The 16,794-nt window shown below is 73.4% G+C and carries 20 protein-coding genes; 11 read left to right on the top strand and 9 right to left on the bottom strand.

All coding sequences use genetic code 11. The features are described 5' to 3' along the window. The first annotated feature begins 67 nt into the window (after window positions 1-67). Together FHX31_RS00345 and FHX31_RS00350 are read left to right on the top strand one after the other, a co-directional pair. Window positions 68-910: a beta-keto acid cleavage family enzyme gene (locus FHX31_RS00345; protein WP_013475115.1), complete on the top strand. Its 843-nt coding sequence runs from the start codon at window positions 68-70 to the stop codon at window positions 908-910. A 94-nt stretch (window positions 911-1,004) separates the two neighbouring features. Then, window positions 1,005-1,964: an asparaginase gene (locus FHX31_RS00350; protein WP_184974511.1), complete on the top strand. Its 960-nt coding sequence runs from the start codon at window positions 1,005-1,007 to the stop codon at window positions 1,962-1,964. Between the two features lie 121 nt (window positions 1,965-2,085). Here FHX31_RS00350 and FHX31_RS00355 read toward each other — a convergent pair whose 3' ends face one another. Next, window positions 2,086-2,883 carry an alpha/beta fold hydrolase gene (locus FHX31_RS00355; protein WP_387030056.1) on the bottom strand — a complete coding sequence of 266 codons (798 nt, stop codon included), beginning with the start codon at window positions 2,881-2,883 and terminating at the stop codon, window positions 2,086-2,088. Between the two features lie 113 nt (window positions 2,884-2,996). Here FHX31_RS00355 and FHX31_RS00360 point away from each other — a divergent pair, with 113 nt between their 5' ends. The 5 genes from FHX31_RS00360 to FHX31_RS00380 all read left to right on the top strand — a co-directional run bounded on the left by FHX31_RS00360 (window position 2,997) and on the right by FHX31_RS00380 (window position 6,433). Beyond that, window positions 2,997-3,647 (top strand): helix-turn-helix domain-containing protein, encoded by a 651-nt coding sequence (locus FHX31_RS00360; RefSeq protein ID WP_013288805.1) that lies wholly within the window; start codon window positions 2,997-2,999, stop codon window positions 3,645-3,647. Next, window positions 3,644-4,414, top strand: coding sequence for a hypothetical protein (locus tag FHX31_RS00365; protein WP_091330709.1), 771 nt, complete (start codon window positions 3,644-3,646; stop codon window positions 4,412-4,414). The genes FHX31_RS00360 and FHX31_RS00365 overlap by 4 nt, the downstream gene beginning before the upstream one ends. A 71-nt stretch (window positions 4,415-4,485) precedes the next feature. Further along, complete coding sequence (locus FHX31_RS00370) at window positions 4,486-4,800, top strand: DUF2516 family protein (protein WP_013288803.1); 315 nt, start codon at window positions 4,486-4,488, stop codon at window positions 4,798-4,800. Then, on the top strand, window positions 4,797-5,684 hold the full coding sequence (locus FHX31_RS00375) for an alpha/beta fold hydrolase (RefSeq protein WP_013288802.1): 888 nt from the start codon (window positions 4,797-4,799) through the stop codon (window positions 5,682-5,684). Before FHX31_RS00370 ends, FHX31_RS00375 begins: the two co-directional genes overlap by 4 nt. An 11-nt stretch (window positions 5,685-5,695) precedes the next feature. Beyond that, window positions 5,696-6,433 carry an alanyl-tRNA editing protein gene (locus FHX31_RS00380; protein WP_013288801.1) on the top strand — a complete coding sequence of 246 codons (738 nt, stop codon included), beginning with the start codon at window positions 5,696-5,698 and terminating at the stop codon, window positions 6,431-6,433. A 1-nt stretch (window position 6,434) separates the two neighbouring features. Here FHX31_RS00380 and FHX31_RS00385 read toward each other — a convergent pair whose 3' ends face one another. Next, window positions 6,435-7,034 carry a CGNR zinc finger domain-containing protein gene (locus FHX31_RS00385; RefSeq protein WP_013288800.1) on the bottom strand — a complete coding sequence of 200 codons (600 nt, stop codon included), beginning with the start codon at window positions 7,032-7,034 and terminating at the stop codon, window positions 6,435-6,437. Window positions 7,035-7,077: 43 nt separating this feature from the next. Here FHX31_RS00385 and FHX31_RS00390 point away from each other — a divergent pair, with 43 nt between their 5' ends. Next, the gene (locus FHX31_RS00390) at window positions 7,078-7,527 is read left to right on the top strand and encodes a VOC family protein (RefSeq protein ID WP_013288799.1); all 450 of its coding nucleotides are present in this window, start codon (window positions 7,078-7,080) and stop codon (window positions 7,525-7,527) included. A 4-nt stretch (window positions 7,528-7,531) separates the two neighbouring features. On the opposite strand, the gene FHX31_RS00395 is transcribed toward FHX31_RS00390, so the two are convergent. After that, on the bottom strand, window positions 7,532-8,203 hold the full coding sequence (locus tag FHX31_RS00395) for a nucleotidyltransferase domain-containing protein (RefSeq protein WP_030272171.1): 672 nt from the start codon (window positions 8,201-8,203) through the stop codon (window positions 7,532-7,534). A gap of 76 nt (window positions 8,204-8,279) precedes the next feature. Between FHX31_RS00395 and FHX31_RS00400 the strand changes: the two genes are divergently transcribed. Next, complete coding sequence (locus tag FHX31_RS00400; RefSeq protein WP_047893047.1) at window positions 8,280-9,194, top strand: SDR family oxidoreductase; 915 nt, start codon at window positions 8,280-8,282, stop codon at window positions 9,192-9,194. Here FHX31_RS00400 and FHX31_RS00405 read toward each other — a convergent pair. Next, window positions 9,185-10,177, bottom strand: coding sequence for a helix-turn-helix transcriptional regulator (locus FHX31_RS00405; protein WP_184974518.1), 993 nt, complete (start codon window positions 10,175-10,177; stop codon window positions 9,185-9,187). The two genes, FHX31_RS00400 and FHX31_RS00405, sit on opposite strands and share 10 nt — an antisense overlap. Before the next feature lie 40 nt (window positions 10,178-10,217). Here FHX31_RS00405 and FHX31_RS00410 point away from each other — a divergent pair, with 40 nt between their 5' ends. Further along, window positions 10,218-11,009 (top strand): EI24 domain-containing protein, encoded by a 792-nt coding sequence (locus FHX31_RS00410; protein ID WP_013475126.1) that lies wholly within the window; start codon window positions 10,218-10,220, stop codon window positions 11,007-11,009. Window position 11,010: 1 nt separating this feature from the next. Continuing rightward, entirely contained in the window at window positions 11,011-11,529 is a 519-nt protein-coding gene (locus tag FHX31_RS00415) for an O-acetyl-ADP-ribose deacetylase (protein WP_184974521.1), read from the top strand. On the opposite strand, the gene FHX31_RS00420 is transcribed toward FHX31_RS00415, so the two are convergent. The 5 genes from FHX31_RS00420 to FHX31_RS00440 form a co-directional block, all read right to left on the bottom strand. Beyond that, on the bottom strand, window positions 11,522-12,427 hold the full coding sequence (locus tag FHX31_RS00420; RefSeq protein WP_091330713.1) for a GNAT family N-acetyltransferase: 906 nt from the start codon (window positions 12,425-12,427) through the stop codon (window positions 11,522-11,524). The genes FHX31_RS00415 and FHX31_RS00420 overlap by 8 nt on opposite strands. Before the next feature lie 123 nt (window positions 12,428-12,550). Beyond that, window positions 12,551-13,558 carry a LacI family DNA-binding transcriptional regulator gene (locus FHX31_RS00425; protein ID WP_091330714.1) on the bottom strand — a complete coding sequence of 336 codons (1,008 nt, stop codon included), beginning with the start codon at window positions 13,556-13,558 and terminating at the stop codon, window positions 12,551-12,553. 19 nt (window positions 13,559-13,577) lie between these two features. Next, window positions 13,578-14,945, bottom strand: coding sequence for a GH1 family beta-glucosidase (locus FHX31_RS00430; protein WP_013288791.1), 1,368 nt, complete (start codon window positions 14,943-14,945; stop codon window positions 13,578-13,580). After that, complete coding sequence (locus FHX31_RS00435; protein WP_013288790.1) at window positions 14,942-15,775, bottom strand: carbohydrate ABC transporter permease; 834 nt, start codon at window positions 15,773-15,775, stop codon at window positions 14,942-14,944. Before FHX31_RS00435 ends, FHX31_RS00430 begins: the two co-directional genes overlap by 4 nt. Beyond that, window positions 15,772-16,761 carry a carbohydrate ABC transporter permease gene (locus FHX31_RS00440; RefSeq protein WP_013288789.1) on the bottom strand — a complete coding sequence of 330 codons (990 nt, stop codon included), beginning with the start codon at window positions 16,759-16,761 and terminating at the stop codon, window positions 15,772-15,774. Before FHX31_RS00440 ends, FHX31_RS00435 begins: the two co-directional genes overlap by 4 nt. Window positions 16,762-16,794 lie beyond the last annotated feature (33 nt).

Consider the following 16,794-nt stretch of genomic DNA (forward strand, 5'->3'; position numbering starts at 1 on the left):
TTAACGCCGCCTGCACCGGAAATCCTCCGGTCGACCCGGCGCCGGGCACCGGTCTAGGATCCGGGGCATGACGACAGGGACGTTGATCACGGTTGCCCCCACCGGCGCGGAGTCGGCGAAGGCGGAGGTGCCGGCGCTGCCGGTGACGCTCGACGAGCTGCTGCTGACGGCCAAGGAGTGCGAGGCGCTCGGCGCCGCCGTGATCCACGTCCACATCCGCGACGACGACGCACGGCCCACGCTCGACCAGGGGCGGCTGCGCGACACGGTGGCCGCGCTGCGGGAGAGCACCGACCTGATCGTGCAGCTCTCCTCCGGCGGCGCGGTGACCGACCCGGAGTCCGCCCGGCTCGCGGTGCTGGACGCCGCACCCGACATGGCCTCCTGCACCATGGGTACCGTCAACTTCGGCGACGACGTGTTCCTCAACCGGTGGGAGTTCATCGTCGACCTGCACACCCGGATGCAGGAGCGGGGCGTCGTCCCCGAGTACGAGATCTTCGACCTGGGCCACCTCACCGCCCTGCAGCGGCTGCTCGGCAAGTACGGCCTGCCGCACGGCGGGCACGTGCACGTCGACTTCGTGATGGGCGTACCGGGTGGCATGCCCGGCACCACGGCGACCCTTGTCGCGGCCCAGCAGATGCTGCGCGACCTGCCCGAGGGCACCACGTTCGCGGCCACCGGCATCGGGCGCAGCACCATCCCGGTGATGCTGGCCTCGCTGTCGGCCGGTGGTCACCTGCGGGTCGGCATGGAGGACACGGTCACGTACGCCAAGGGGCGCCCGGTGGAGTCCAACATGCAGCTCGTCGCGCGGGCGGTCGGCTTCGCCCAGCTCGCCCAGCGGCCCCCGCTGACCACCGCCGAGGCCCGTACGCTGCTCGGCGTCCCGGCTACCGTCCGGTAAGCGGCGCACCCCGCTCCGACCCCGTACCGCCCCGGTCGACGTCGCAGGTCACCCCGCCGCCGACCGGGTCCGTCCCCTCGGTACCGTCCATACCGTGGGAAAAACGTACGAGGGCGGCGTGCCGCTCGCCGAGGTGGTCCGGTCCGGCTTCGTGGAGGGCGTCCACCGGGGTTCCGTGGTGGTGCTCGACGCCGCCGGTGAGCCGGTCGTCGGGGCCGGTGACGTTGCCTCGCCGATCTTCCCCCGCTCGTCGAGCAAGCCGATGCAGGCGATCGGCATGCTCCGGGCCGGCCTCCCGCTCACCGACCCGGCCGACATCGCGCTCGTCGCGGCCAGCCACGCGGGCGAGGAGTTCCACGTCGAGCGGGCGACAGCGCTGCTGCGCGACGCCGGCCTGACCGAGGACGCGTTGCACTGCCCGCCGGACCTGCCGTTCGGCGAGGCCGCCCGGGAGGCGGTGCTGCGGGCCGGCGGCGGCCCGGCCCGGGTGCTGATGAACTGTTCCGGCAAGCACGCCGGCATGGTGCGCACCTGCCTGGCCGCGGGCTGGCCGCTGGACGGCTACTGGCGGCCCGAGCACCCGCTCCAGCAGTGCCTGACCGCCACGATCGAGGAGTTCACCGGCGAGCGGGCGGCGGCGGTCGGGGTGGACGGCTGCGGCGCACCGGTGCTCGCCGTCTCGCTGACCGGGCTGGCGCGGGCGTTCCTGCGGCTGGTCGAGGCCGAGCCGGGCACCGTCGAGCGGACGGTGGCGGACGCGATGCGGGCGTACCCGGAACTCGTCGGCGGCACCCAGGCGGAGGACACCCGGCTGATGCGCGGCGTACCCGGTCTGCTCGCCAAGATCGGCGCGGAGGGTGTGATCGCGGCGGCGATCCCGGAGGTCGGCGCCGTCGCCCTGAAGATCGACGACGGCGCCGCGAGGGCCCGCACACCCGTCCTGGTGTCGGCCCTGGCGCGCCTGGATGTGCGCGCCCCCATCCTCACCGAGTACGCCGAACCGCCCCTGCTCGGCGGCGGCCTCCCGGTAGGAGCCATCCGCCCCACCTGGTAACCCTTCCCCGCCCTCTACCCCCGGCGATCTTGCGCTTACTGCCCCGGCGAAATGCGCATTCCAGGCGTGCCGAGGGCCGCAAGTGCAAGATCAACGCGGCGAGGGGAGGGAGCCGGGGCGGTCAGGGGAGGAACGGCAGGAGGGCGGCGTTGGTTTCGGTGGGGCGCTCCAGGGGGAGCAGGTGGGCCGCGTCGGGGACGTCCGGCATGCGCACGCCGTGCGGGGCCTCGTCGGCGATGCGGTCGGCCAGGCGGCGGATGTCGGCCAGGTCGTCCGCGCCGGTGCCGACCAGTACCGGTACGCGCAGCTCGCCCAGCCGGTCGATCGCCGGCGGGTCCAGCTCGCCCACCTCGATCGCGCTCAGCGCCTGCTCGGCGGCGAGTGCCCGGCGGTCCATCTCCTCGGCGAACCGGATCAGCTCCGGGTCGACGTCCTCCGGGCGGCGGGTCGGGCCGACCACCCAGAACCGCACCTCGCCGGCGGCGGTGGCGGCGAAGTCCTCCGGGTCCACGTCGCCGACCAGCTCCTCCCAGAGCTGCTCGGTCTCCTCGGACCACTCGTTGCCGGAGACCGGAGCGCCGAAGAGCGCCAGCGCCGAGACCCGCTCCGGGTGGGCGAGCGCGGTGTCCACCGCGACCCGGCCGCCGAACGAGCAGCCGACGAGCGCGGCCCGCTCGACGCCCAGCGCGTCGAGCAGCCCGACCACGTCGTCGTGGTGGGCGAACGGCGTGGTCGGCAGCTCCGACTCGCCGTAGCCGCGCAGGTCCAGCGCGATCACCCGGTGGCGCTGCGCGAGCGCCGGGACCTGCCCGCGCCACATCCGCCGGTCGGCGATGCCGGCGTGCAGCAGCACCACGGCGGTTCCGGTGCCGCTCTCGTCGTACGCGAGCTGGGCACCGTTGATATCGATCTTGGTCACGGGGGAGAACGGTACGGACCGGACATCGCCTCCGCAACCCACCTTCGGTGACCCTGCTAACTCTGGCTAGCGTTTTGCTTGCAGGAGTTAGCGGCCCGAGCTAGCGTTGAGTCATGGCCACCAGCAAGGACCTTCCCGATGTCGGCGGGTTCATTCGCGACCTGCGGCGCAACGCGAAGATCTCACTGCGCCAGCTCGCCGAGCAGGCGGGCGTCAGCAATCCCTACCTGAGCCAGATCGAGCGCGGGCTGCGCAAGCCGAGTGCCGAGGTGCTCCAGCAGCTCGCCAGCGCACTTCGTGTCTCCACCCCGGCGATGTACCTGCGTGCCGGGCTGCTGGACGACAAGGAGGGCCAGGGCGTGCTCGCGGCGATCGCCGTCGACCCCGAGCTGACCATGGCCCAGAAGCAGTCGCTCACCCAGATCTACGAGACGTTCCGGCGCGAGAACGCCCGCCTGGCCGAGGCGACCGAGGCGGCCACGACGGCGGAGGCGGCCGAGAAGGCCGCCACGACGGAAACGGTCGCGACCGAGCCGGCCTCCGCGCCGGAGGCCCCGGCGACGGTGGCCGCGGCCGCGACCGGTCCGGTCACGCCGGAGGGCACGCCGACCGAGGCGGTCCTCGAATCGGTAGCCGTCACCGAAGCGGGTGCCGCGCCCGCCCCGACCACCGCGCCCGCCCCGACCACCGCCGCCCCGCAGGACACGACCGCCCGCCGGGCGGCCCGGAAGGCCGCCGGTGCGGCCGAAGAGGAGCAGTCATGACCACCCAGCCGAAGACCAACCGCATCCCCGCACCCCTCTACGCCGCCGCCGGCGCCGGTGAGCTGGCCCTGGAGCAGCTCCGCAAGCTGCCGACGGTGGTCAGCGGCCTCGGCACCCGGGTCGTCGCCGACCTCGGCGGCAAGGCCGTCGTCACCGGCTTCGAGCTGCGCCAGAAGGCCACCGAGACGCTGAAGACCGCCAACCAGACCGCAACCGGGCTGCGCGAGCGCGCCGTCGCCACCGACCTCGACCAGCTCCGCGAGGCCGCCAACCTGGAGAAGCTGCGCGAGGCGGCGAACCTGGAGAAGCTGCGCGAGGCGGCGAACCTGGACAAGCTGCGCGAGGCCGCCACCCGCAACGCCGCCGTCGTGGTGGCCGGGGCGCACGCCGCGCAGGAGCGCGCGCTGGCCGCGTACGCCGAGCTGGTCGCCCGGGGTGAGCGCGTCGTCGGCGCCGGCGTGCTGGAGGCCGCCGACACGGTGAACGCCGACATCGAGGCCACCGAGGCCACCGGCACCGAGGTGACCCCGAAGGCCGAGATCACCCCGAAGCCGGAGACCGCCGCCGCGACGACCGAGGTGCCCAGCCCGGCCGAGGTGGCCGAGGCGGTGGCCGCCAAGCCGGCCGCGGTGAAGCGCACCCGCGCCACCAAGGCGACCGCGACCAAGGCCGTCGCCAAGACGACCGCCACCAAGGCGACCAAGCCGGCCACCCCGTCGGCGAAGCTGCCGAAGGCCACGAAGCGGACCCGCCCGGCCGCCGAGTGACCTGATGCTCCACCGGACCCCGGACAACGTCTTGTCGGACGTTTCCGGGGTCTCGGCATAAGCTTGCCCCCATGGCCATCGCCGCGCCGATCTTCGCGTTCGCAGTCCAAGACGTGATCCAGCTGATCCTGCTCGTCTTCGCCCTGGTCGTACAGGGAGTGGCGCTGGTGCACGCGGTCACCCAGCGCGGCGACGGATTCGCCGCGCTCGGCACGCTGCCCAAGGGCGGCTGGGTCGCCATCCTGGCGGTCTGCCTGCTGCTGACCCTGCTCGGCTTCGGCCCGATCAGCCTGTTCGGACTGATCGGCATCGCTGCGGGTCTCATCTACCTGCTCGACGTGCGGCCCGGCCTGCGGGACCTGCACGACGGCCGAGGGTCCTGGTGAGAGGTTTCCGCTGGCCTCCGCCGCCGGACGGCGGTCCCCGCACCTGGGGGCCCGGCCCCGGCGCGCCCCGGACCGGGCGCCCCGCGCTGCCCGAGCCGGAGACGGAACTGGTCGCCACCCCGCACGGGGTGAGCCTGGAACGGCTGGTCACCGGCACCGGTGACCCGGTCACCGTGTTCGCGCACGGGCTGGGCAGCGGCATCGCCACCACCCGCCCGTTCGGCAGCGGCGTCACCGGGCGGCGCATCTTCTTCCAGTTCCGCGGGCACGGCCGCTCCGACTCGCCGCCCGGGCCGTGGAGCTACCTGGACCTCGCCCGTGACCTGCGGGCCGTCGCCGACCTGGGCGGCGCGACCCGGGCGTTCGGCGCCAGCCTCGGCGCGGGCGCGCTCTGCCGGCTGCTCGCCGAGAGCCCGGAACGCTTCGAGAGACTCGTCTTCTTCCTGCCCGCCGTGCTGGACACGCCGCGCGGCGAGGTGGCACGCGCCCGGCTCACCGGCCTGCTCGACGCGGTGGCCGAGGGCGACGCGTCGGCGCTGGCCGACGCGGTGTCGCTGGAGCTGCCGCCGTCGGTGCGCAACACCCCGGCCGGCTGGGCGTACCTGCGGCAGCGGCTCGACCAGCTGCTGCGCGACGGGCTCGCGCCGGGGCTGGCCGACCTGCCCGCCCAGGCCCCGCTCGACGACGCCGGGTCGCTCGCCGCGGTCACCGCGCCGGCGCTGGTCATCGCCGCCGCCGAGGACGACCTGCACCCGGTCGCCGTCGCCGAACGGCTCGCCGCCGCGCTCCCCAACGCCACACTGCACGTGTACGACCGGCCCGGCGTGCTCTGGACCGAGCGCGCCGACCTGCGAGAGCGCGTCTCGGAGTTCCTGAACGGGTAACGTCGCCGTCCATGGGAGTCACACACCACGGCCGTACGCACCGGCTCGACCTCGCCGACCCGACCCTGCGCGAGTGGACCTGCCGGGTGCTGGCGGCCGATCCCGAGCAGGGCATCGTGCTGGACCGGTCCGCGTTCTACCCGGGCGGCGGCGGGCAGCCGCCGGATCACGGGGTGCTTCTCTGGCAGGGCGTACAGACCCGGATCGTCGGCACCCGCAAGGGCGACGACCTCTGGCTGATCCCGGCCGAGGGTGACCCGGTGCCGCCGGTCGGCACCGAGGTCGCCGGCGCGGTCGAGGACACGCGCCGGACCATGCTGATGCGTACCCACTCCGGGCTGCACGTGCTCTGCGGCGTGGTGTTCCGCGACTTCGGCGCGCTCGTCACGGGCGGCAACATGGAGCCGGGCGAGGCGCGGATGGACTTCAACCTCCCCGAGGTGCCGCCGGACTTCAAGGCCCGCATCGAGGAGCTGGTGAACGCCGAGGTGGCCGCCGACCGGTCGGTGGCGGTGCGGGTGCTGCCTCGCGCCGAGGCGCTGGCCCTGCCGGACATCATCCGTACCCAGTCGAACCTGATCCCGCCGGAGGAGCAGGAGGTGCGGATCGTCGACATCGTCGGGCTGGACGTGCAGGCCGACGGCGGCACGCACGTGGCCTCCACCGCCCAGATCGGCAAGGTCCAGGTGGTCAAGGTGGAGAGCAAGGGACGGGCCAACCGCCGGGTACGCGTGCGCCTGGCGGACTGAGTCACCCGGGCGCGCGCCGGGACCGGAGGGCGCGCGCCTTCTGCCGGTTGCCGCAGCGTTCCATCGCACACCAGCGGCGCTGCCCCGGCCGGGAGGTGTCCACGAAGACCAGTTGGCAGTCGTGCGCGCCGCACTCCCGGATCCGGGCCGCGTACGGGCCGGTGAGCAGGTCGACCGCGTCCCGGGCGAATGTCGCGACCACTTGCGCGCCGGTCAGCGGCGTACGCCAGGACCGGCTGCCGTCGGGACCGGCCTGCGGGCTCAGCGGCAGCCCGGCCGCCGCGTCGTTCACCACGGCCAGGTCCGCGGCGGGCGGGGTCTCGTCGCGGGTACGCGCCTGCGTCACTCGCCAGAGCGCGTCGCGCAGCCGACGGGCGGCGGCCAGGTCGTCCGCGTCGACGGTGACGGTGGCGGGGTCCAGGCGCAGGCGGGACACGGCCAGCCAGCCCGCGAGGTCGTCCGGCCGGTGCAGCACCTCGTAGCGGGCGAACGCGCCCGGACCGCCGGTGGTCAGCAGCTCCAGGCAGAGCGCGCCCGGGTCGAAGCGGTATCGAGTGCCTTCGGGACTGATCAGGGTGAGTCCGCTTGCGCCGTCCGTCACGTAACCACTATAACTGGTTACACCAGCTGACCACGGAGGACACATGGCCCGGGACTGGAAACTCGTCATCGACTGTGCCGACCCGATCGGGCTGGCCCGCTTCTGGGCCGAGGCGCTCGGCTACCAGGTCGAGGACAACAGCGTGCTGATCGAGCGGCTGGCCGCCGCCGGTGCGGTGCCGCCGGAGGCGTACGTCGAGGTGGACGGCCGCAAGGCGTGGCGCGAGCTGGCGGCGGTACGCCACCCGGACGACCCGGTCGACCCGGCCAGCGGCACCGGGCTGGGCCGACGGTTCCTGTTCCAGGCCGTCCCCGAACCCAAGCGGGTGAAGAACCGCCTCCACGTCGACCTGCACGTCGGGCCGGAGGGGCGGGCGGCCGAGGTGAAGCGGCTGACCGCGCTCGGCGCGACGGTGCTGGCCGAGGTCGCCGACCGGGGCAGCGAGCACACCACGATGGCCGACCCGGAGGGCAACGAGTTCGACGTGCAGTGACCGCTCAGCGCGGCAGGTACGCCGCCCGGACGGCGAGCAGCCAGCGTTCCACTGTCTCCTCGTCCGGGCGCTCCGGCAGCGGCGAGCGGACCCGGTCGAACTCCGCCTCGGCTGCAGCCACCAGGGCCTGCGCCTCGCCCAGCGCGCCACCGGCGACCCGTTCGCCGAACGCGCGGAACCACTCCGGGTCGGCGAGGCGGATCTCCAGCACGCCTGTCGCGTACAGCGTCCGGCCCTGGTGCAGCAGCCGGGCCAGGTGCCGGGCGTGCTTCGCCGAGCGCCGCCGCCCACCGCTGTCCGCCGGGGCGGTGGCGAGCTTGCGGAACTGCTGCGAGGCGTACCCGAGGTAGGCGTCGCGGACCCGGGGCGCGCTGAGGAACGCCGACCGGATGGCGATCAGCTCCTCGCCGAACCCGGTACGGGTCTCGTAGCAGTCCTCGGGCAGCCACATCAGCTCGGTGGCGGTCGGGTTGCCGCTCAGCGCCAGCAGCGCGTACTTCCGCGCCTCGTGCAGCGTGACGTCCGGGTCGGTCGTCACCACCGACTCGCGGGGCGGGCGCAGACCGTGGAACGCGACTGTGGGCGCGGCGAACACGCCGATCCGGTCGGTGTCCGAGCCGGGACCGGCCAGCCCGTACGCGACCGAGCCGACGATCCCGGACAGCAGCAGGTGCATACCGGTGATGATCGCCCATCCGGATCGTCCGGGAAACCGGACTTCCGCTGTCAGGTATCTGTTGCACGGTTATCCCATGAACTCACCACTGACCGGAACTGTCGCGCTCGTCGCGGGCGCGACCCGGGGCGCCGGCCGGCAGATCGCCGTGCAGCTCGGCGCCGCCGGGGCCACCGTCTACGCCACCGGCCGCACCACCCGCGAGCGCCGCTCCGAGATGGACCGGCCGGAGACCATCGAGGAGACCGCCGAGCTGGTCACCGCCGCCGGAGGCACCGGGATCGCCGTCGCAGTCGACCACCTGGACCCCGAGCAGGTACGCGGCCTGGTCGAGCGGATCGACGCCGAGCAGGGCCGCCTGGACGTGCTCGTGAACGACGTCTGGGGCGCGGACCCGCTGATCACCTGGGAGAAGCCGGTCTGGGAGCAGCCGCTCGACGCCGGGTTCCGCACGCTGCGGCTGGCTGTCGACACGCACATCATCACCAGCCACTTCGCGCTGCCGCTGCTGATCCGCAACCCGGGCGGCCTGGTCGTCGAGGTCGGCGACGGCACCAAGGAGCACAACGACAGCGAGTACCGCCTGTCGGTCTTCTACGACCTGGCCAAGGTGTCGGTGAACCGGCTCGGCTTCAGCCAGGCGCACGAGCTGGCCCCGCACGGCTGCACCGCCGTCGCGCTCACACCCGGCTGGCTGCGCTCGGAGGCGATGCTCGAACACTACGGCGTCACCGAGGCGAACTGGCGCGACGCCGCGACTACCGAACCGCACTTCGTCATGTCGGAGACGCCGGCGTTCGTCGGGCGCGCGGTGGCCGCCCTGGCCGCCGACCCGGACCGGGCCCGCTGGAACGGTCGGTCGCTGGACAGCGGCGGCCTGTCCCAGGTGTACGGCTTCACCGACGTCGACGGCAGCCGCCCGCACTGGGCCCGCTACTACGAGGAGGTGGTCAAGCCTGGTAAGCCGGCCGACCCGGACGGTTACCGCTGACCGTCGGACGGCGGATCGGTGTAGAGCGCCGCCGCGCGGCGGGTCGCCTCGGCGAAGCGCGCCCGCAGCTGCGGCGGCGCCAGCACCTCCACCTCCGGACCGAGCGCCAGCAACTGGCCGTACGCGACGTCGACCGACTCGACGGGCAGCCGCAGCACCAGCCGCCCCTGCTCGTCCGGCGGCCCGGCCGCGTCCACCGCCTCGGTGTGGACGAACGGCGCGTCCACCAGGTGCCGCAGCGCCCGCAACCCGGCCGGGCCGAGCCGCACCGTCACCCGCTCCCGCAGCAGTTCGCGCAGGAACGCGCCCGCCTGCTCCCGCCAGTACGCCCCGAGGTCGAAGTCCTCGTCCCGGTCGAACCCGTCGGCGCCCACCTCGACCGCCACCACCCGGTCCACCCGGTACGTCCGCCAGCCGTCACCGACCCGGCCGACCAGGTACCAGACCCCGTTCTTCAGCACCAGCCCGTACGGTGCCAGCGTGCGGGTCACCTCCCGGTCCCCGCGCCGGTAGCGCAACTCCACCATCAGGTCCCGCCAGACCGCCCGGGCCAGCTCGGCGAGCGTCGGCGGCGGCGTGGTCTCCCGGAACCAGCCGGGCACGTCCAGGTGGAACCGCTGCCCGGTACGGGCGGGCGCGTCCCGCAGGCTCGGCGGCAGCGCGGCGAGCACCTTCAGCTCGGCGGCGGCCACCGAGTCGGCCAGTCCCATGTCCCCGGCCGGTCCGGGCAACCCGGCCAGGAACAGCGCCTCGGCCTCGTCCCGGCTCAACCCGGTCAGCCGGGTCCGGTAGCCGCCGAGCAGCCGGTAGCCGCCGGCCCGGCCGCGGTCCGCGTACACCGGGACACCGGCGGCGGAGAGCGCCAGCACGTCCCGGTAGACGGTCCGCTCGGACACCTCCAGCTCGCGGGCCAGCTCGGCGGCGGTCATCGTCTCCCGGGACTGGAGCAGCAGCACAAGCGAGATCAGCCGGGACGCACGCACAGGCCCATTGTGGTGCACCGGCAGATTAGGCTGTGCCGTCGTGAACGCCTCCCGTACGATCGCGCCCGTCACCGGCGCGGCCACCCGCTTCCTCGGCGGCGCCGGGCTGCTGCTGCGCGGCTTCGGCATGTACGTCCGCAGCCCGAAGCTGATGCTGCTCGGCGTGATCCCGGCGCTGATCACCGGCGCGCTCTACGTGGCCCTGTTCGCCACGCTGCTCTACTTCGTCGACGACCTGGCGGGCTGGCTCACCCCGTTCGCCGACGACTGGTCGTCGCCCTGGCGCGGGCTGCTGCGGGTCGCCGCCGGGCTGGCGGTGGTCGGGGTCGCCGGGCTGGTCGGGGTGCTCACGTTCACCGCCGTCACGCTCGTCATCGGCGACCCTTTCTACGAGGCGATCTCCGAGCGGGTCGAGGACCGCCTCGGCGGCACCCCCGGTGCGGTGGACGTGCCGTTCTGGTCCTCGCTGCGACGCAGCCTCGCCGACTCGCTGCGCCTGGTGGCGCTGTCCGCGCTGATCGGCGTACCCCTGTTCGCGGCCGGTTTCATCCCGGTGGTGGGACAGACGGTGGTCCCGGTGGTCGGCGCCCTGGTGGGTGGCTGGTTCCTGGCGCTGGAGCTGGTGGGCGCGCCGTTCTACCGGCGGGGGATGCGGCTGCCGGACCGGCGGGCGCGGCTGCGGGCCGACCGGCCGACAGCGCTCGGTTTCGGGGTGGCGGTCTTCCTGTGCTTCCTGATCCCGCTCGGCGCGGTGCTGGTCATGCCGGCCGCCGTCGCCGGGGCCGCGCTGCTGGCCCGCCGCTCGCTGGGCCAGGCCGTCGAGGAGAGCTGAGATGGACACCGTCCTGATCGAGGGGGACATCACCGCCCAGCAGGTCGACGCGATAGTCAACGCCGCCAACTCGTCGCTGCTCGGCGGCGGGGGAGTGGACGGCGCGATCCACCGGCGCGGCGGGCCGGCGATCCTGGAGGAGTGCCGGGCGTTGCGCGCCTCCCGCTACGGGCGCGGGCTGCCCACCGGCCAGGCGGTCGCCACCACCGCCGGCAACCTGCCCGCGCGCTGGGTGGTGCACACTGCCGGCCCGGTCTTCTCGCCGCGCGAGGACCGGTCCGCGCTGCTGCGCGACTGCTACGCCAACAGCCTGCGCGTCGCCGACGGGCTGGGCGCGACCCGGATCGCGTTCCCGCTGATCTCCGCCGGGATCTACGGCTGGCCGGTCGGGGACGCGGTGGCACAGGCGCTCAGCATGCTGCACGCGGCCACCCCGGAGCACGTCGCCGAGGCACGGCTGGTGCTGTTCGGCGCCGACACGTACGCCACAGCGGTGCGGGTGGCCGCCGGGCTCAGCTGAGTTTGCGCCGGCACGACCACTGGCTGTCCACCGGCCGGTAGCCGAGCCGCTCGTTCACCGCCAGCATCGGCGCGTTCGCCTCGTCGTTCGAGGTGTACGCGGTGCGTACCCCGCGCGCCGCGGCGGCGTGCAGCGCGGCCTGCTTGGCCAGCCGGGCCAGCCCGCGCCCCCGGTACGCGGGCAGCGTGCCGGTGAAGTCCGACCACATCCGGTCGCCGTCCCGCTTCACCAGGCTGAGTGCGACCAGTTCGCCGTCCACCTCGGCGAGCGTGCTCGCCTCCCGGTCCAGCCCCGGGTTGTCCCAGCACTCGTGCCGCCACAGGTCGAAGTCGAGCGAGTCCGTCGGCACGTCCCCCGGCTCGTCCCGGGACGACTCGGCGTCCACCCGGTGCACCAGGCGGGGGTCGAGCCCGGCGGCGGACACCAGCCGTACGCCCGGCGGCGCCTGCGGCATCGGCGGGGCGGTGCTCAGGTCCAGTGCCGAGTAGCGCAACTCCCGGCTTGGTGTGAAGCCGTGCCGCTGCGCGAACGGCAGCGACTCGGTACGCGCGTGGGTGAGCACCCGGGTGGACCCGAGCGTCCGCAGATGACCGAGCGCGGTGTCGAACAACGCGGTGCCGGTGCCCCGGCGGCGATGCTCCGGGTGCACGTGCAGCGTGGCGATCTCGCCCACGCCGGGCGTGGAGGTCTGCGTGTTGCGGTACGCCGACACCCAGCCCACGACCTGCCCGTCCGCCTCGGCGACCCAGGCCGCCCAGTCCTCGCCGGGCGGTGGTTCGGCGATCATGCGGCGGGTCGACTCGACGCCCCGCACCAGGTACGGGTAGACGAGCGCGCGCAACGCCACCACGGCGGGCGCGTCCTCGGCACGGGCGGGACGGATCAGGGCTCCACTCATCCGGCGGACCCTAGCCCCGCCGCCGCCCGCGCCGCGACCGGTTAACGCGCGGCGGGCGGTCGCCCGGCGGGCTGTTAAGAAGGGCCCCCTCCTCTACCTGAGGCGTTAAGAGGGGGCCCTTCCTTACGCGGACTCGCGTAGCACCAGCTCGGTCGGCAGCACCAGCGCCTGCTCGACCTCCTCGCCCGCGGCGATGCGCAGCAGTTGCCGGGTCATCGACCGGCCCAGCTCCACTATCGGCTGCCGCACGGTGGTCAGCGGCGGCTCGGTGTAGGCGGCCGTCTCGATGTCGTCGAACCCGATCACCGCCACGTCCTCGGGCACCCGCCGCCCGGCCTCCCGCAGCGTGCGCAGGGCGGCGTGCGCCATCAGGTCGGAGGCGGCGAACACGGCGTCCAGTTCCGGGTCGGCGGCGAGCAGTTCGCGCATCGCGGCGGTGCCGGACTCGCGGGTGAAGTCGCCGTACGCGACCAGCTCCGGCAGCCCGGCCTCGGTGATCGCGTTGCGGTAGCCGATCAGCCGTTCGATCCCGGCGACCATGTCCTGCGGTCCGGCGATGGTGGCGATGCGCCGCCGTCCGCTCGCGATCAGGTGCTCGACCGCGGTGCTCACGCCACCGGTGTGATCGACGTCCACGTACGGCACGTCGGCGCCGTCGAGCGGCCGGCCGCTGCACACCACCGGGATGCCGAGGCGGGCCAGCCGGCCGGGCAGCGGGTCCTCGCCGTGCAGCGAGGCGAACAGCACCCCGTCGACGTGCCGCCCGGTGGTGTACCGCTCGACCCGTTCGTGCCCGGCCGGCGAACCGGCGAGCATCAGCACGAGCTGCTTGTCCGCCGCCTCCAGCTCCTGTGCCGCGCCCCGGATGATGCCCGGGAACACCTGGTCGTCGGAGAAGACCCGGGTGGCCGCCTCGGGCATCACCAGCGCGACCGAGTCGGTCCGCTGGGTGACCAGGCTGCGGGCGGCGAGGTTCGGGACGTACCCGAGTTCCTCGACCGCCCGGCGTACCGCCTGCCGGATCGGCTCGGCGACTGTGGTCGAGCCGTTCACCACCCGGGAGACGGTGGCCCGGGACACGCCGGCCAGCCGGGCCACCGCCTCCAGGGTCGGTCGCTGTGCCGTCGTCATCCCCGTAACCACCACCTCGTCACAGCCCGTTCCGGGCGATCACCTCCTGGTACCAGCGGGCACTGCGCTTGGGTGTGCGCCGCTGGGTCAGGTAGTCGACGTGGACGATCCCGAACCGCTTCCGGTAACCCTCGGCCCATTCGAAGTTGTCCAGCACCGACCATACGAGATAACCACGCAGGTCCACGCCGCGGGCGATGGCTTCGTGCGCCGCGCGCAGGTGCCCGTCGAGGTAGGCGACCCGGTCGGCGTCGGCCACCCCGCCCTGCTCGTCGAGGTCGGTGTCGGGGAACGCCCCGCCGTTCTCGGTGATCATCAACGGTAGCCCGGGATAGTCGGCCGCGACGCGTTCCAGCAGCCGGGCCAGCCCGGCCGGCTCGATCGACCAGCCCATCTCGGTCAGCGGCCCGGCCGGCGGCAGGAACTCGACCGCCCCGGCGGTGCCCGGGTACGCGGCACCTCCCGTGCCGTCCGCCCGCCCGGCCACGTAGGTGGGCGCGTAGTAGTTCAGGCCGAGCAGGTCCAGCGGCGCGGCGATCAGCTTCTCGTCCCCGTCCCGGACGAAGTCCGGCGCGACGATCCGGCTGACGTGGGCCAGCACGTCCGCCGGGTAGCCGCCGCCGGTGAGCGGGTCCAGGAAGATCCGGTTGTGCAGGCCGTCGACCAGCCGGACCGCCTCGGCGTCAGCGGCGCTGCCCGCGTCCGCCGGTTGCACGTCGGCCAGGTTGAGCGTGATCCCGAGCGTCTCCGCGCCTGCCGCCCGCAGTGCCCGCGCCGCCAGGCCGTGGCCGAGCAGCAGATGGTGTACGGCCCGGAACGCGTCACCGGCGTCGCGGCGCCCCGGCGCGTGCACGCCCGAGCCGTACCCCAGGTAGGCCGAGCACCACGGCTCGTTGAGCGTGGTCCAGGTGCGGACCCGGTCCCCGAGGCGGCCGTGCACGGCGAGCGCGTACTCGGCGAAGTGCTCGGCGGTCTCCCGGACGGTCCAGCCGCCCCGGTCCTCCAGCGCCTGCGGCAGGTCCCAGTGGTAGAGCGTGACGATCGGGTCGAGGCCGGCGTCCAGCAGCGCGTCGGTCAGCCGGTCGTAGAAGTCGAGCCCGCGCGGCTCGACCGGGCCGGTGCCGTCCGGCCGCACGCGGGGCCAGGACACCGAGAACCGGTACGCCCGCAGCCCCAGGTCGGCCATCAGCGCGACGTCCTCGGCGTACCGGTGGTAGTGGTCGCAGGCCACGTCGCCGGTGTGGCCCTGAAACACCGCGCCCGGCGTACGGCTGAAGGTGTCCCAGATCGACGGGCCGCGACCGTCCTCGCGTGCGGCGCCCTCGATCTGGTACGCGGCGGTGGCCCCGCCCCAGACGAAGCCCTCCGGGAATCGGACGTTGCTCATGCCTTGACCGCACCTTCCATGATGCCGCCGATGATCTGGCGGCCGAAGACGACGAACACCAGCAGCAGCGGCAGCGTGGCGATCGCCGTGCCGGTGAACACCTGCGACATGTCCTGGTAGTACCCGTCGGAGAGGGCCCGCAGCGACAGCTGCACCGTCGGGTTCTCCGGGTCGTTCAGCACTGCGTACGGCCACAGGAAGTCGTTCCAGGTGGTCATGAACGTGAGCAGGCCGAGGACGGCGGCGGCCGGGCGCAGCGCGGGCAGCACCACGTTCCAGTAGATCCGCGCGGTGTTGCAGCCGTCCATCCGCGCCGCCTCGATCAGCTCGGTGCTGACCGCCTGGCCCGCGTACTGGCGCATCATGAACACGCCGAAGCCGGTCACCAGCGCCGGCACGATCACGGCGGGCAGCCGGTCGTTCCAGTTCAGCTTCGTCATCAGCAGGTAGAGCGGGATCACGCCGAGCTGGGTGGGGACCATCATGGTGGCGACGATGACCAGCAGCAGCGCGTTGCGCCCGCGGAAGCGCAGCTTGGCGAACGCGAACCCGGCCAGCGTGGAAAAGAACACCACCGAGATCGTGACGGTGGTGGCCACGATCGCCGAGTTGATCAGGCCGGTCAGGAAGTACGCGTCGGTGTTGTCGAACAGCCGGGCGATGTTGGCGCCGAGGTTGCCGCCGGGCGTGAGCGGCGGCGGCACCTGCCCCATCGTGTCGCTGGTCCGGCTGGCCACCACGAACATCCAGTAGATCGGGAAGATCGACAGGATGGCCGAGAGCGTCAGCGCCAGGTAGGTGAGCCGGCTTGCCGACCAGAGGCGGGTCATCGGGAGACCTCCTTGCGGGAGCCGCCGCCGAGCCGGCGCAGGAGCAGGACGTTGATCGCCGCGACCACAGCGATGAGCGCGAACAGCAGCCAGGCGACTGCCGAGCCGTAGCCGAAGTTGTAGTGCGGCGCGAAGGCGTTCTCGAACATGTACATGGTCACCGTCTGCGACTCCCGCAGCGGCCCGCCGCGGATCGCGTTGGTGCCGGAGTTGAACATCCGCGGCTCGGTGAAGAGCTGGAGGCCGCCGATGGTGGAGATGATGACCGCGAAGATGATCGTCGGCTTGAGCAGCGGCACCGTGATGGACCAGAACTGCCGGGCCCGGCCGGCGCCGTCGATCGCCGCCGACTCGTACAGGTCGCGGGGGATGGCCTGCATGGCGGCCAGGAAGATCAGCGCGTTGTAGCCGGTCCAGCGCCAGTCGACCATGGTGGAAATGGCGACCCAGGCGGCGAACCGGTTCGCCTTCCAGTCGATCGCGTTGATCCCGACGTGGTCGAGCAGCCAGTTGATCATGCCGAACTCGCGGCCGAACAGCACCGCGAACACGATCGCCACGGCGGCGGTCGACGTGACGTTCGGGATCAGCACCGCCATCCGCCAGGTGGTACGGGCGCGCAGCTGCCGGTTGAGCAGGTTGGCCAGCCAGAGCGCTGCGAGCAGCTGGGGGACCGTGGAGATCACGAAGATGCCCAGCGTGTTGACGACCGAGTGCCAGAAGTCCGAGTCGGCGAGCAGCTGGGTGTAGTTGTCGAAGCCGATGAACGGGTGCTCGGCGCCGAGCAGGTCCCAGTCGTGCAGCGAGACCCAGAACGTGTACGCCAGCGGGTACGCCCCGAAGACGCCGAACAGCAGGAAGAACGGGGCGATGAACAGGTACGGCGAGTACTTGGTGTCGATCCGGCTGAGCCGGTTGCCCAGGCCGGGACGGGTGGGGCGGGGTGCCGGTGCGACCGGCGGGCGGGCGTCGAGCTGGACGGCCATGACCCGGGACTCCTTTCCGCCGTGCGGGCGGCC

It is taken from the genome of Micromonospora sp. CNZ286 (genome assembly GCF_014207755.1).

Coding starts and splice junctions, on each gene's coding strand:
- FHX31_RS00425 (WP_091330714.1), bottom strand. CDS start 13,558: ATGACGACGGCACAGCGACCGACCCTGGAGGCGGTGGCCCGGCTGGCC.
- FHX31_RS00365 (WP_091330709.1), top strand. CDS start 3,644: ATGACCACCCAGCCGAAGACCAACCGCATCCCCGCACCCCTCTACGCC.
- FHX31_RS00390 (WP_013288799.1), top strand. CDS start 7,078: ATGGCCCGGGACTGGAAACTCGTCATCGACTGTGCCGACCCGATCGGG.
- FHX31_RS00415 (WP_184974521.1), top strand. CDS start 11,011: ATGGACACCGTCCTGATCGAGGGGGACATCACCGCCCAGCAGGTCGAC.
- FHX31_RS00430 (WP_013288791.1), bottom strand. CDS start 14,945: ATGAGCAACGTCCGATTCCCGGAGGGCTTCGTCTGGGGCGGGGCCACC.
- FHX31_RS00395 (WP_030272171.1), bottom strand. CDS start 8,203: ATGCACCTGCTGCTGTCCGGGATCGTCGGCTCGGTCGCGTACGGGCTG.
- FHX31_RS00345 (WP_013475115.1), top strand. CDS start 68: ATGACGACAGGGACGTTGATCACGGTTGCCCCCACCGGCGCGGAGTCG.
- FHX31_RS00380 (WP_013288801.1), top strand. CDS start 5,696: ATGGGAGTCACACACCACGGCCGTACGCACCGGCTCGACCTCGCCGAC.
- FHX31_RS00370 (WP_013288803.1), top strand. CDS start 4,486: ATGGCCATCGCCGCGCCGATCTTCGCGTTCGCAGTCCAAGACGTGATC.
- FHX31_RS00420 (WP_091330713.1), bottom strand. CDS start 12,427: ATGAGTGGAGCCCTGATCCGTCCCGCCCGTGCCGAGGACGCGCCCGCC.
- FHX31_RS00360 (WP_013288805.1), top strand. CDS start 2,997: ATGGCCACCAGCAAGGACCTTCCCGATGTCGGCGGGTTCATTCGCGAC.
- FHX31_RS00435 (WP_013288790.1), bottom strand. CDS start 15,775: ATGACCCGCCTCTGGTCGGCAAGCCGGCTCACCTACCTGGCGCTGACG.
- FHX31_RS00440 (WP_013288789.1), bottom strand. CDS start 16,761: ATGGCCGTCCAGCTCGACGCCCGCCCGCCGGTCGCACCGGCACCCCGC.
- FHX31_RS00400 (WP_047893047.1), top strand. CDS start 8,280: ATGAACTCACCACTGACCGGAACTGTCGCGCTCGTCGCGGGCGCGACC.